A 13,144-nucleotide genomic window follows, 5' to 3' on the forward strand; every position below is an offset into this window, starting at 1 on the left:
GCGGTGATGAGCTTTTCTTTTTGCGTTTAGTGCACATGGTCCGAAATCCCGCGCAGCGCCTCGCCCGCTTCATCCGCGAAAGGCGGTGAAACGGCGAGATCGCCCAGCGAGACGATGCCAAGCAGCTTGCCGTCCCGGGTCACGGGCAGACGGCGGATCTGATGCCGCCGCATCAGTTCGGCGGCTTCGTCGACACTGGCGGTTTCGGCAACCGAAACGACGTTTTTGGTCATGACCGTCTCGACCGCGGTCGAACCGGAGTGCTTGTCCGCATACCCGCGCAGCACGAGGTCGCGGTCCGTAACGACGCCGATCAGACGGAAATTGTCCAGCGATTCCACCACCGGAATGAATCCAGTGTCATGCTTTTTCATCAGAACGGCAATTTCATAAATATTGTCCAGCAAAGTGACAGCCGCCGGATTCGCGGTCATCACTCCTTTGACAGTCTGCAAGGAAGAACCCTCCATTCAAGGATGACATGTTGTCCGGTAGGTTCTCCCGAAAGGCGATATTTTATTCCCGGGAAGTTTCACTCAGGCACGAATCGGCCAGCCCGATCAACAGCTTGGCTCCGTGCAGCAGCGCGTCCTCGTCGATCTCAAAGCGGCTGTGATGATGCGGGTACGTTGCTTCCTTCTCCGGATTGCCCGCACCGACAAAGACAAAACAGCCGGGAAGCTGCTGAAGATAATAAGCGAAATCCTCCGCCGGCATCAGCTTTTCCATCTCGATCGCCTGGACCCCGCTGCCCAGCGCGTCCGGCGCCACGCGAAGGAACCGCCGGAATTCTGCGGCATGGTTGACGAGCGGCGGATACCCCATTAAATAGTCGACGTTCGCCTCTGCGCCGTAAGCGGCGGCCACCTGTGCCGAAAGCGCCTCGATCCGGCCGCGGATCAGGTACCGCGTCTCCTCGTCGAAAGCGCGGACTGTGCCGGTTATCCGGCAGCGTTCGGCGATGACATTCTGCGCCGTGCCGCCCTGGATCGTGCCGATGCTGACGACCGCCGGCCGGAGCGGGTCGACATTGCGGCTCACAATGGTCTGAAGCTGCAGCACAAGCGCCGACGCCGCAACGATGCTGTCTACGCCGCGATGCGGCATGCCGCCGTGCCCGCCTTTGCCGGTAATGTCAATGAAGAACTCATCGGCCGATGCCATCAGCGGACCCGGGGCGCTGCCGAGCGTGCCAAGCGGCAGCGGCGACCAAAGATGCAGGCCGTACACCGCATCGGCCCCCTCCAGCACGCCTTCGCCGATCATACCTTGGGCACCTCCCGGGCATACCTCTTCGGCGGGCTGGAACAGGAAACGCAGCTCCCCTCGGAGCTCGTCCCGTCGGGCGCTATAGTAGGCGGCAACGGCCAGCAGAATTGCCGTGTGCCCGTCATGCCCGCAGGCATGCATGACCCCTTGGTTTTGCGACACATAATCATGGGTGTTCTCTTCGGCAATCGCCAGCGCATCCATATCCGCGCGCAGTACCACCGTTTTCCCCGGCCGGGTGCCTTTGATAATCCCGGTCAGTCCGTAACCGGCTCCGCTGCGCCGGACCTCAATGCCGAAGCCCTCCAGCAGGCCTGCCACAAATGCGGACGTCTCCTTTTCCTGATAAGACAGCTCCGGATGCCGGTGCAAATGGCGGCGCCATTTGACCATCTCCGGAAAGAGCTCCTCGGCCGTTAACCTCTCCATACCTTCCAGTCCTTTCTTCCAAAACGCTGATTTCTCTTATTGTAGCAGAAATAAGCCGAAATGTGGCCTTCTCTAGGCCTTCCCTACCCTTGCGCAACCCTGTCAAACATACTATCATGAGAAGGAACCACGGAGAACCTCACTTCAGAACCATCATAATGAATAAGGGGGATTTGTGCGCGATGATACTTGAGAACACGGGCCTGATCGGACTTGAAAGCGACCTTCTTTATCTGGACGAAAGTGCGTCCAAAGCCGGATTCATCCGCTGGCAATGGGAATATTACCGGGCTACATACGACTCCAAGATCGACGACCAAGGCAGCGGCGGGGAATACTTCCTCCGGATCAATACGCGCGCCGTTTCCGGCAAGCTGGAGAAGCCGGATGCCGTACTTGCCATTGAAGCCGTTTACTTGGGCAGAGCGACGTTCCCCCACGGGCTGGAGTATGAATCGCCGGTTCCCGCCGCCGTGCTAGAACTCGCGGACAAGCGGATATTGCAACTTAAGGAGCTGCTGGAAGCTTGAACAAGGTTAAAGAAACAACAAAGTCCAAAACCGGCGTGCCCGGACGGGGCACGCCCGATTTCCAGCTGCTGATTCTCACGCTTCTGCTCGTCGGCTTCGGCCTCGTCATGGTGTTCAGCGCCAGCTCGGGCCTGACGCTCGCCAGCAAAAAATTCAGCCATGACCCGCTGTATTTCGCCAAACGGCAGGCCATCTGGGTCGGGCTAGGCTGTTTCGTGATGTTCGTCGTTATGAACATCCATTACAGCAAATTCAAAAAATGGTACGTGCCGATCTTTTTTATTACGCTGTTCCTGCTGCTCTTTGTCGTGACCACCGAAAGCATCAACGGCGCCAAAAGCTGGATGAGCATCGGTAAACTCGGCATACAGCCGACGGAGCTTGCCAAAATATCGATCATACTTTATCTGTCTGCGCTCATTACCAAAAAAGGAGAACGGCTCCGCGACCTGCGAACCGGCTTTATCCCTGTCACCGTCATTGTCGGCATCGTCGGCGGACTGATCCTGCTGCAGCCGGACCTCGGGTCCTGCCTGATCCTGATCGCCACCAGCGGCCTCGTCATCTATGCCGGCGGCGCCAGCATGAAGCATATTCTCGGCTCCCTTGCCCTGGTGCTGCTCGGTATCGCCATCGTGCTTGGACCCAAGACGGCGCTCGACTCTCTGTCCCATTCCGATGCCAAAGCCAGCGACGAATCCGATTACCGGATGGGCCGGATCGAAGCGTTCCTGAATCCGTTCGAGGATACGTCCGATCAGGGCTATAATATCATTCAATCGCTGATCGCCATCGGCGAAGGCGGAACGCACGGGGCGGGCTTCGGGCAAAGCGTGCAGAAGCTGAGCTATCTGCCTTACCCGTACACCGACTTTATCTTTGCCGTCATCGGCGAAGAGCTCGGTTTTGTCGGTACCGCCATTTTTCTGATGCTGTATTTGTATTTTATCTGGCGGGGCATTCTGATCGCGCTACGCTGTCCCGATCCGTTCGGGACGCTTGTAGGCATCGGCTGCATGGGTCTGATTGCGATCCAGGCCTTCGTCAACATCGGCGGCGTCACCAAAACGATTCCGCTGACCGGGGTTACGCTGCCGTTTATCAGCTACGGGGGATCCTCTCTGCTGGTAACCATGCTGTCCATGGGCATCATGCTCAGCATTTCCCGGGAGAGCAACCGTCCGGTCAAGGAAGAAGTGACCAAATCGGTCACTACCGTCCGCCGCTATCAGGCACAAGGCTGACGGCGGCCGCCAGCCTCTCCTTCTCCTGCACCTGCAAAAAGGGCAGTCCGGGAATTTCCCCGGACTGCCCTTTTTTTGCTGAAGCGCTCCGCCAAACGTTGCGCTTACATTCGGCTCCGCAGCCTTATGAAATTTCGTCGTTCTTGAAGGCCACGCCTTCGACCTTGACGTTGACTTCAACGATGCGCAGGCCGGTCATGCTTTCGACCGCTTCCCGCACGTTCTGCTGCAGCATCCGGCAAACTTCGTGGATCGGCGTTTCATACAGCACAATGATGCGCAAATCGACAGCCGCTTCCAGTTGGCCGACTTCGACGGTAACGCCCTTCTGCACGTTTTTGCCGCTCAGCCGTTTCGCCCAGCCTTCCGACAGGCCGCCGGACATGGCTGCGATTCCCGGGGTCTCAAGCGCCGCCAATCCGGCAATCTTCGAGACGACATCATCCGAGATTCGAATGTTCCCTAATTCCAATTGAAGTTGTTCCGCCATGCCATATCCCCCCTACAATCATTATCAATTATTGTAATTCGAAAGCGGTCCAAAAAGCAAATGACTTCCGCACAAGGAGCGTTTACACTTGGAAGAAATTTGGGTATATTGAAATATGATTTGAACTACATATCTGAGACTGGAGTGTGCCTCACTTGAAAAAATGGATATCTCCGGCGCTGCTGATCATTACTTTTCTCCTTAGCGCCATCGGACATTACGCGGGCTTCAATCCCACGCTTCAGTTCGTGCTCTCCGCCATTTCCGTCATCTTCGTCGCCGGCTTTCTCGGCAGGGCGACCGAAAGCGTGGCCCATTACGCGGGACAGCGGCTGGGCGGCTTCCTGAATGCGACCTTCGGCAACGCGGCCGAGCTGATCATTGCGATTTTCCTCGTCAAGGAAGGATTGTTCGATATGGTCAAGGCCTCGCTTACCGGCTCCATTATCGGCAACCTGCTGCTCGTCCTGGGCCTCAGCATCTTTGCAGGTGGCGTAAAGTTCAAGGTGCAGCGGCTGAACGTCACGCTGGCCGGAATGAACGGCTCACTGATGATCGTGGCCGTAATCGCCCTGTTCGTGCCTGCGATGTTCTTCAACACGCATTCGATTACGGAGCAGGATACGGATGTGCTCAGCCTTTGCGTCGCCGGCCTGCTGATTGTCGCCTATATCGCCTGGCTGTTCTTCTCCATGATTACGCACAAAAAATATTTGGCCGACGTCACCGACGACAAAGAGGAAGAGCTGCCGAACGAGCATGCGCCGGCCTGGTCAAAGGGCCGCTCGGTCCTGTATCTGGTATTGGCCACCGTCATGGTCGCTTTCGTCAGCGAATGGCTGGTCGGAACGCTTGAGACCTTCACGGAAGACTTCGGCTTCAGCGAGCTGTTTGTCGGCGCCTTCCTCGTAGCGATTATCGGTAACGCCGCCGAGCATAGCGCCGCCGTTATGCTGGCGATGAAGAACAAAATCGGCGCCGCCGTGGAAATCGCGGTCGGCAGCAGCCTGCAGATCGCGCTGTTCGTCGCGCCGGTGCTGATATTCGTCAGCTATTTTACGGGTTCCACCATGGATATCGTATTTACCACGATTGAGATGGTCGCTATCGCCGTATCCGTGTTTATCGCCAAATCGATCATTCAGGACGGGGCGACCAACTGGTACGAAGGCCTGCTGCTGCTGGTTGTCTATCTGATCCTCGGCGTCTCCTTCTATCTCGTCTAGTTTAACCCGCGTGCCTACGTTTTTCTGCATACCAAAAAACGCACATGTTCCGGCCTCACGGTCGTCATGTGCGTTTTGTTTTTCAGCGGCAAAACCGGTTACACTTCACGTTCTTTGGCCTTTTTGTTCAGAGCCTCATAAAGTACAGCCAGATTGCGCTCCAGTTCGCTTAGCATCTGCTTGCCCGTAGGCTCCGGCAGAAGCCCGGCTCGGACTGCAAAATCGATCTCCTTGGAGAAGCCGTACATCTGGGTATCCAGCACTTCCTCATAGAGAGGGCAGTAACGGGTCGCCAGATTTTCCATCTGTACTTCGATTAGCTTCTGAATTTTATCGGCATCTTCTTGAAGAAGATTGATCGCTTTAAGATTAAGCTGTTCCTGCAAATCCGATGAAGTCATGCATGATCCCCCCCATGTCCAAAAGTTACTGCGCGAATGCCATTGATCTAATATTAGTCGAAATTCGCCCCTAATACAAGAATCCAGTTTGTTTGAGGCCTTCTATGTACACGAAAAGACGCCCCGCCGGGCTGGCAGAGCGTCTTTCGCGAATGGATCGACTAGTCTGGAATTACAGTAAAGTTCAAACCATGCTTGGTGAATACTTCGCTCATCGCTTTCTTGGCTTCTTCCGCATCGGAACCGTGAACATGAAGCTCATAGCTTTGGCTGGATACCAGGGTCGTAAACAAACCGAGGATGCTTTTCACGTCGATGTACTTGTTGTCTGCTTGGAGAACGATAGAAGAGTTAAATTGGCTGGCTGTTTGTGCAATTTCCACGATTGCCGCATTGTTGTTACTGGACATAGGAATCCCTCCGCAACTTGATTATAACCATTATAGGTATATACAACCAATTCCATGATACCTTGAATCCGCTTTCCTGCGCAAGATGTTTCTATGCTTAAAAACTTATTTCAGATTTTCGGGGTTTAGACCTTCAAGCTCCGGCAATACGAAAATCCCGTCTTTGCGGATCAGCACGTCGTCGAAGTAAATTTCGCCGCCGCCGTATTCCGGACGCTGGATCAGCACGAGATCCCAATGGATCGACGAGCGGTTGCCGTTGTCCGTCTCTTCATAAGCTTGCCCCGGGGTGAAGTGCAGGCTGCCGGCGATTTTTTCGTCGAACAAAATGTCCTTCATCGGATGCAGAATGTACGGGTTGAATCCGATCGCGAATTCGCCGATATAACGGGCGCCCTCGTCGGAATTCAGAATATCGTTCAGGCGATCCGTATCATTGCTGGTCGCTTCGACGATTTTGCCGTTCTCAAAGCGGAATTTGATGTTCTCGAACGTAATGCCGTTATAGAGCGTTGCCGCATTGTAGCTGATCGTTCCGTTGACGGAGTCGCGCACGGGCGCGCTGAACACTTCGCCGTCGGGAATATTTTTTTGGCCCGAGCATTTTTCGGCGCCGATGCCCTTGATCGAGAAGGAGAGGTCTGTGCCTTTTCCGGTAATCCGGACTTTATCCGTCTTGCGCATCAGATCGGCCAGCGCGTCCTGCGCTTTGTCCATCTTAGCGTAGTCGAGGTTGCAGACGGCGAAGTAGAAGTCCTCGAACGCCTCCGTCGACGTATTGGCGAGCTGCGCCATGCTTGCGTTCGGGTACCGCAATACAACCCATTTCGTATGTTTGACGCGCTGTTCGCTATGTACGACATGGGAGTAAAGGGAATTGTAGAGCTTCATTTTGTCTTCCGGCACGTCAGCCAGATCGTTGACATTTTCACCGGCGCGGATGCCGATATAGCAGTCCATCTGCTTCATGCGGTTCAAGTCGATGTCCGCCCATGCTTTCAGGCCTTCCGGCGTGGCGGTTTTAAGCATGCTGCTGAGCACGGTGCGGTCCGTCAATTGAATGAAGGCACGGCCGCCGGCTTTACCGACTTCCTCGACTACCGCTTTAATCAAATCTCTTTCGCTGCCGATCATTTCGACCAGCACGTTTTCGCCCGGCTGAACATTGACGGAGTAATTGACAAGGTTCGCGGCGAGCTTCTGGATTCTTGGGTCTTTCATCTCTCTCTTCCTTCCTCTGGGTGAAAATAAAGCATCCGCATTATTGTAGCACGCCATATTCCCAAAAAGCGAGAATTTAGCGGTAGCCGTAAAATTTGACCTCGTTCACAAAAGTCTCCCCGCCTGGCGCACCTGCCCCGTCTTCATCTTGTACGGTACGCGTCCAGTTGAGCTGGCGCGGCAAATTGCGTTTGGCGTCGATGGTCAGCTTGTACACGGATTTCACATTTGTTCCGGCCAGCTTTGCCTTCAGTTCCTGCTCCTTCTGCTCCCAAAATGCAGTTAACGCTTCCTCTCCGCCACCTTTGCCGGCAGCCGGGCGCAGCGCGGCCATTTCCCGCTCAAGCTCATCGGTCAGCTGCTGCTTTGCTGCGGCGGGCGACAGCTCGATCCGCAGCACCCGGCTGGTCCGGGAATAGCCCGGCTCTTCAGTGACCGTTTTCTCCAGGTTCTCCAGTTCCTCCAGCTGCTTTACCGGGTTCAGGGATGGCAGCGGGTTCACTATGCCGGCGGCAGGCTCGCTCGTCAGTACGGCCCATTGCCCGTCCTTCTTCTCCAGCTGCGAGTAATACGGGGCCGAAGCCCCCTCATGCTCCAGCATCTGCTGCCCGGCCTGCGAAGCCGCTTGCGAGAGGCCGGACTTGTCAGGCAGCAGGGAATGCAGGCTGACCTTGCTGTGATCCACCATTTTCCCGCCGTAATACAGCGAGGTATGTGGCACCGCCTGGCTGCCCAGCATCAGCAGCGCCGAACCTTCGAAGGTGACTCCGTCCGATCCGTCCATCCCTGCCAGCGCCAGACCCAGATCTTCGCCGGCAGGCTTGTCTGCGAACGTACCGCAGCCGCTGCCGAACACGCTAAGCAGCGTGAGCACTGCTATTCCCGTAACTGTCTTCCTCCCTTTAATGGACCGCTTCATTGCATCGCCCGCCTTTCCCTATAAGGTAAAATCAATGCCTAAGAATACCTTTAGGCTTTCCCGGCGTTCGGCGCTTATACGCTGTCGGTCAGTTCGTCCAAAAAAATAAGAATCCCGTCGCTGGCTTAAGCGGTAGGATTCTTTGAATTGCCGTCTGTGTTTTTTTTGTCGACCACAACCAGGTTGCGGCCGCTGTGCTTTGCCTCGTAGAGCGCCATGTCCGCCCGGTAGAAGAGCGATTCCACGCTGACCCGTTCATCGGTCCAGCCCCATTCCGCGACGCCGCAGGAGACCGTGACGCGCGGCTCCGTCTCGCCCATCACCCGCTTGCGGATGCGTTCGGCCACCCGTTCGGCTTGCTGCACGCCAAGCTGCGGCAGATACACCGCCAACTCTTCGCCGCCCCATCTGGCAGCGATATCGCCGTGGCGGATCGAGGTTTTGACAACCTCGCTCACCTGTTTCAGAATCTTGTCCCCGCGCTGATGACCGTACGTATCGTTCACCATCTTGAACTGGTCGATATCCACGACGATCAGCGAACCGCAGAAATCTTTGGACTGCCGTTCCTTGATCTCCTCGTCGAGATAATGGCGGGCGTACAGTCCGGTAAGGCTGTCCCGGTTCGCCAAATAGCGTACCTCGGCATGCAGGCGGGCATTGTTCACGGCCAGTCCGATATGCCCCGCCATCGCCTGCAGCAGCCGGAAGCTGTCGAAGGAGAAGAAATGCGGGTCTTTATGCGCCAGCATAATGGCGCCGCGGACCTCTCCGCCGACATTCAGCGGCGTGGCAATCACCGACTGGCAGCGGGTAGCTTCCATCAGCCGGGAGGAAGTGGCCGGCGTTCCGGTATAATCGCCCACTATGATCGGCTCGCCGGTCATGTAGACCGTCCCGCCCAGTCCGGTGCCCGCCTCAAGAATCTCATTTAGCAGCGGGAAATAATTACAGGCGATGACTTCAAGCCCGCCTTTTTCCTCATTCATATGCATAATGCAGCAGTAATCCGCCGAAAACATCTCCAGCAGCTCTTCAAAGGCATATTGAAAAATATCCCCGAGCCGCAGGCTTTGGTTGAGCCGCTGGGTCAGCTCGTTGCTCATGCGCAGTTCACGGATCAGCTGGTTGGAACGTTCGTACAGCTTCGCATTCTCGAATGCGGTACCGGCTGTTTCCGCCACCATCGTCAGGAAGCCCAGATCGATCTCAGGGAACGCCAGGCTGTCCACTATCATATGAAAGACGCCGTAAATGCCCTGCTTGCCGCCCAGCGGCAGGCCGATCTCCACATAGCTTTGGTCATCGCATCCGGCATTTACCGCAATGCGCCCGTCCTTGAACGCCTTCGTACAGACATCCTCCGCGCCCCAGCGCATCGCCAGCGGCTTGATCTGCGGATGGGTGCTGCGGTGGTCCTGGGACATAAACAGCTCAAGACGCGCTTCAGGATACATCGCGGAAATGCTGTCGAGCACCTCGCTCAGCACCGCACTGACATCGATGTTGTCGTGCATGCGCGATACGATCTGGAACAGCAGCGACCGTCGGTTGCTCTCCCGCTCGGCATGCTGGTGCACACCGGCCAGATCCGAGACTAAAAGATGCTCGAACCGCCGGTAAAAGCAGGTGCGAAAATGCATGGCCATCGCTTCCAGCGCAAAGCGGCCGCCTTGCCGCTCCTGTTCCAGAGGCATCGCACAGGCCAGCAGTGCAAAGATCTCGCCTATGCCGCGCGTGCGTGCCGGAAGTACCAGCAGCGCCTGCTCCGGTTCCGTGGTTTCGTCCGTCACCGAACCGATTTCGCCGGTCATAAGGCTTGTCTGCACCGCTTCCGTCCAAAGCCCTGCGTTCATTGCTTCGCCGCCGACGGTATCTTCGCTGTTCGTATGTAAAGGAACGATCCACCGGCCCTCGAAATTCAGCGCCCCGAAGCTCCATCCCTCCGCAAACGGAGGAACCGCAGTCTTGTGCCACTCCGCGAAGCTCTCGGCGATCAAGACGTCGGCAAATGGAAAGTCATGTGAAAGTATATCCGTATCACCGAGCCATGCGGCGGGATCGGAGGAACCTTGTCTTACCTGGATGGTGTCCTGAAACAGCATACGGCATTCTTGCTGCCCGTATGCCTCCTGATTCAGCATAAAAAGGATCCCCTTCGCACCTCAGATTAAAAAAACGCCGTAACAACTAATTAGCTATATTTTACTCCCTTTCCTGCTGTAATGCATTATTTTTTCCGCCAAACCGGGATGTTTTTTTAGGACTAAAGGACTAATTGTGTAGTTTCGGCTACTTGTAAGAAGTTACGCTTGACTTTCATCTTTGGTTTCATATAATATTTATTGTTGAACAAGACTGTAACAAGTCTTACTTGGGCGTAACGTTGTGTCACCCTCACGCATCTCGTTACTGCCGGGGCAGCGGCTGAACTTCCCTGGCAGTGTGAAACCCTAAGATGCTTTCACGGATACGAGTTGCGGCGCAAATAGAGCCCTACCATGAATTTCATTTAAAAGGAGTCTACTATAACATGGCACGTTACACCGGACCTAAATTCAAACTCAGCCGTCGTCTGGGCATTTCCCTGAGCGGCAACGGCAAAGACCTGAAACGCCCTTTCCCTCCAGGACAACACGGCGCTAACCAACGCAGAAAACTCAGCAACTACGGCATGCAGCTTATGGAGAAACAAAAACTGCGCCACATGTACGGCTTGGGTGAAAAACAATTCCGCACGCTCTTCTCGAAAGCTCAAAAGCTTCAAGGTATTGCGGGCGAAAACTTCATGTTCCTGCTGGAAAGCCGTCTGGACAACCTCGTATACCGTCTGGGCTTCGCTAACTCCCGTGCCGGCGCACGTCAGCTGGTATCCCATGGACATGTTACCGTTAACGGTAAAAAAGTCGATATCGCTTCCTACCGCGTAAGCATTGGTGACGTAATCGGTCTTCGCGAAAGAAGCCGCAGCATGAAATCCATCAAAGAAGCTTTGGAAGGCCGCAATCATCTTCCAGCTTACCTGGAATACTCCGACGCTTCCTTCGAAGGCAAATTCATCCGTTTGCCTGAGCGTTCCGAGCTGTCCCAAGACATCGACGAAAAACAAATCGTCGAATTCTACAACCGTTAAGATTTCGCGCGAGCGCGATGCAAAAAACGTCCGGAGATTCCGGACGTTTTTTTGCGTCCCTTTTCCCCTCAAATCAGAAAGGAAAAAGAATAAAGGCATGCGGGCCGATGTAAAGCCGGCTCGTATGCCTTTTATCATGCTTTTATCCAAAAGCGCGTCCCTGGGTATGCCCGGTTCAAGACAAAGCCAGCTTGGCAAATTTGCGTTTGCCGACCTGGACGATATCACCTTCCTGCGGCATGAATTCGCCGTTCGGGTCTTCAAGCTTCACTTCGTTCAGCTTGACGGCGCCCTGCTGGATGCTTCGTTTCGCTTCGCCGTTGGTGGCGGCAAAGCCCAGCAGCGTCAGGAGCCGCACCAGCTTGATGGTGCCGCCGTTCAGCTCCGCAGCCGGGATAGCCACCGTCTCGATGTCATCCGGCAGCCCCCGCTGCTGAAAGACGGTCACGAAATGCTGCTGCGCCGCTTCCGCAGCCTCATCCCCATGGTACATCCGCACGAAGGTGTAGGCCAGGCGCATCTTGGCATCGCGCGGATGAACGGCGCCGGTCGCCAGCCCCTCTTTCAATTCCGCCAACGCCTCGTTGCTGATATCCGTCACCATCTCGTAGTATTTGATCATCAGCTCGTCCGGAACCGACATCGCTTTGCCGTAAATATCATTCGGCGCTTCATCAATGCCGATGTAATTGCCGAGACTTTTGCTCATTTTGTTGACGCCGTCCAGCCCTTCCAGCAACGGCATCAGCATGACCGCCTGCGGTTCGGCGCCGTACTCCTTCTGCAGGGTGCGGCCCATCAGTACGTTGAAGGTTTGGTCGGTGCCGCCCAGCTCGACGTCGGTTTTTAGCGCGACCGAGTCCATGCCCTGCATCAGCGGGTAAAAGAACTCATGGATGCTGATCGCCTGCCCGCTGCTGAAGCGTTTGGAGAAGTCGTCGCGTTCCATCATCCTGGCGACGGTAACTTTGGCGGCCAGGTTAACCACTTCCGCAAAGGTCATCGGGCTTAACCAGTCGGCGTTGTAAAATACCTTGGTCTTCACCGGATCAAGAACTTTGTAAATCTGTTTCTTGTAGGTTTCGGCATTGCGCTGCACATCTTCCTCGCTTAGCTGCTTGCGGGTCTCGGATTTGCCCGTCGGATCGCCGATCCGTCCAGTGAAGTCGCCGATGACGAGCTGCACCTGATGGCCGAACTCCTGGAACTGGCGCAGCTTGTGAAGGACAACCGTATGTCCCACATGGATGTCCGGCGCGGATGGATCCAGCCCGAGCTTGATGTTCAGCGGTACGCCGGTCACGACGGATTTCATCACTTTGACCCTCATGTCTTCAGCCGGAATGATCTCGAACGCGCCGCGCCCGATTACCGCCATCTGGCGTTCGACTTCCCGCTGCTGGGAGACTGTTAGTTCTTCCCACTTCATGCTTTAATCCCCCTATATTCTGATTGTTCACATTATTTTAGCCAGTTTGATCCCGGAGCACAGGTCCGTGAACGCAAAAAAAAGTCTCTTCTCGTCCAAAGGGACGAGAAGAGACTCGCGGTACCACCCTAATTAAGGACCCCGCTTAAGGCATCCTTCACTTCATTGTCATAACGGGCCGGGCCCGGTCACGGACTACTGAACCGCGGCCCTGTGCGCCGGGTGTTCCTCCGTACAGCTCCAGACTGTAATTCAAAGGGGCCTGCTGCCGGTTCGCACCATCCACCGGCTCTCTGCAACACATGGAATCCCTTCTACTGATGTCCTTCAAAGCCTTTGTGATATTCGGTTGAACTAAGTTATAGCACAGGAAGTTTTTCCCTGTCAAATCCCGTGGACAACCATGCAAGCGAATACGCATTCAAAATCACCAATTTGTGCTA

General features: G+C 55.4%; 13 protein-coding genes and 1 other annotated feature. Of the genes, 4 read left to right on the plus strand and 9 right to left on the minus strand.

Annotated elements, in window-relative coordinates:
- Positions 1–26: 26 nt before the first annotated feature.
- On the minus strand, positions 27–455 hold the full coding sequence (locus tag BMW84_RS07930; protein WP_091066371.1) for a CBS domain-containing protein: 429 nt from the start codon (positions 453–455) through the stop codon (positions 27–29).
- A gap of 61 nt (positions 456–516) precedes the next feature.
- Positions 517–1,662, minus strand: coding sequence for a M20 family metallopeptidase (locus BMW84_RS07935; protein ID WP_254772895.1), 1,146 nt, complete (start codon positions 1,660–1,662; stop codon positions 517–519).
- A gap of 218 nt (positions 1,663–1,880) precedes the next feature.
- Between BMW84_RS07935 and BMW84_RS07940 the strand changes: the two genes are divergently transcribed.
- On the plus strand, positions 1,881–2,228 hold the full coding sequence (locus BMW84_RS07940; protein ID WP_091066375.1) for a YugN family protein: 348 nt from the start codon (positions 1,881–1,883) through the stop codon (positions 2,226–2,228).
- Positions 2,225–3,472 (plus strand): putative lipid II flippase FtsW, encoded by a 1,248-nt coding sequence (gene ftsW, locus BMW84_RS07945; RefSeq protein ID WP_091066377.1) that lies wholly within the window; start codon positions 2,225–2,227, stop codon positions 3,470–3,472. Before BMW84_RS07940 ends, ftsW begins: the two co-directional genes overlap by 4 nt.
- A 124-nt stretch (positions 3,473–3,596) precedes the next feature.
- Here the strand turns inward: ftsW and BMW84_RS07950 are convergent, their stop codons facing one another.
- Entirely contained in the window at positions 3,597–3,962 is a 366-nt protein-coding gene (locus BMW84_RS07950) for an Asp23/Gls24 family envelope stress response protein (RefSeq protein WP_091066379.1), read from the minus strand.
- Positions 3,963–4,117: 155 nt separating this feature from the next.
- Here BMW84_RS07950 and cax point away from each other — a divergent pair, with 155 nt between their 5' ends.
- Positions 4,118–5,188: a calcium/proton exchanger gene (gene cax, locus BMW84_RS07955; RefSeq protein ID WP_091066382.1), complete on the plus strand. Its 1,071-nt coding sequence runs from the start codon at positions 4,118–4,120 to the stop codon at positions 5,186–5,188.
- A 98-nt stretch (positions 5,189–5,286) separates the two neighbouring features.
- On the opposite strand, the gene BMW84_RS07960 is transcribed toward cax, so the two are convergent.
- From BMW84_RS07960 to BMW84_RS07980, 5 genes are all read right to left on the minus strand, one after another.
- Positions 5,287–5,589, minus strand: a complete 303-nt coding sequence (locus BMW84_RS07960; RefSeq protein ID WP_091066384.1) for an Fpa/YlaN family protein — start codon at positions 5,587–5,589, stop codon at positions 5,287–5,289.
- A gap of 161 nt (positions 5,590–5,750) precedes the next feature.
- Complete coding sequence (locus BMW84_RS07965; protein WP_091066387.1) at positions 5,751–5,999, minus strand: HPr family phosphocarrier protein; 249 nt, start codon at positions 5,997–5,999, stop codon at positions 5,751–5,753.
- Between the two features lie 105 nt (positions 6,000–6,104).
- The gene (locus BMW84_RS07970) at positions 6,105–7,220 is read right to left on the minus strand and encodes an aminopeptidase (protein WP_091066389.1); all 1,116 of its coding nucleotides are present in this window, start codon (positions 7,218–7,220) and stop codon (positions 6,105–6,107) included.
- A 76-nt stretch (positions 7,221–7,296) separates the two neighbouring features.
- Positions 7,297–8,139 carry a hypothetical protein gene (locus BMW84_RS07975; protein ID WP_139209597.1) on the minus strand — a complete coding sequence of 281 codons (843 nt, stop codon included), beginning with the start codon at positions 8,137–8,139 and terminating at the stop codon, positions 7,297–7,299.
- 125 nt (positions 8,140–8,264) lie between these two features.
- Positions 8,265–10,283, minus strand: coding sequence for a sensor domain-containing diguanylate cyclase (locus BMW84_RS07980; protein WP_091066392.1), 2,019 nt, complete (start codon positions 10,281–10,283; stop codon positions 8,265–8,267).
- A 389-nt stretch (positions 10,284–10,672) separates the two neighbouring features.
- On the opposite strand from BMW84_RS07980, the gene rpsD reads away from it, so the two are divergent.
- Positions 10,673–11,272 (plus strand): 30S ribosomal protein S4, encoded by a 600-nt coding sequence (gene rpsD, locus BMW84_RS07985; protein WP_091066395.1) that lies wholly within the window; start codon positions 10,673–10,675, stop codon positions 11,270–11,272.
- A 175-nt stretch (positions 11,273–11,447) separates the two neighbouring features.
- Here rpsD and tyrS read toward each other — a convergent pair whose 3' ends face one another.
- Positions 11,448–12,701, minus strand: coding sequence for a tyrosine--tRNA ligase (tyrS, locus tag BMW84_RS07990; RefSeq protein ID WP_091066398.1), 1,254 nt, complete (start codon positions 12,699–12,701; stop codon positions 11,448–11,450).
- Positions 12,702–12,797: 96 nt separating this feature from the next.
- Positions 12,798–13,041: a binding site (T-box leader), on the minus strand.
- Positions 13,042–13,144 lie beyond the last annotated feature (103 nt).

The sequence above is a fragment of the Paenibacillus sp. NFR01 genome (assembly GCF_900111565.1).
In the GTDB taxonomy this organism is placed as follows: domain Bacteria; phylum Bacillota; class Bacilli; order Paenibacillales; family Paenibacillaceae; genus Paenibacillus_AQ.

Coding starts and splice junctions, on each gene's coding strand:
- rpsD (WP_091066395.1), top strand. CDS start 10,673: ATGGCACGTTACACCGGACCTAAATTCAAACTCAGCCGTCGTCTGGGC.
- tyrS (WP_091066398.1), bottom strand. CDS start 12,701: ATGAAGTGGGAAGAACTAACAGTCTCCCAGCAGCGGGAAGTCGAACGC.
- BMW84_RS07980 (WP_091066392.1), bottom strand. CDS start 10,283: ATGCTGAATCAGGAGGCATACGGGCAGCAAGAATGCCGTATGCTGTTT.
- BMW84_RS07970 (WP_091066389.1), bottom strand. CDS start 7,220: ATGAAAGACCCAAGAATCCAGAAGCTCGCCGCGAACCTTGTCAATTAC.
- BMW84_RS07965 (WP_091066387.1), bottom strand. CDS start 5,999: ATGTCCAGTAACAACAATGCGGCAATCGTGGAAATTGCACAAACAGCC.
- BMW84_RS07960 (WP_091066384.1), bottom strand. CDS start 5,589: ATGACTTCATCGGATTTGCAGGAACAGCTTAATCTTAAAGCGATCAAT.
- BMW84_RS07975 (WP_139209597.1), bottom strand. CDS start 8,139: ATGAAGCGGTCCATTAAAGGGAGGAAGACAGTTACGGGAATAGCAGTG.
- BMW84_RS07940 (WP_091066375.1), top strand. CDS start 1,881: ATGATACTTGAGAACACGGGCCTGATCGGACTTGAAAGCGACCTTCTT.
- BMW84_RS07935 (WP_254772895.1), bottom strand. CDS start 1,662: ATGGTCAAATGGCGCCGCCATTTGCACCGGCATCCGGAGCTGTCTTAT.
- BMW84_RS07950 (WP_091066379.1), bottom strand. CDS start 3,962: ATGGCGGAACAACTTCAATTGGAATTAGGGAACATTCGAATCTCGGAT.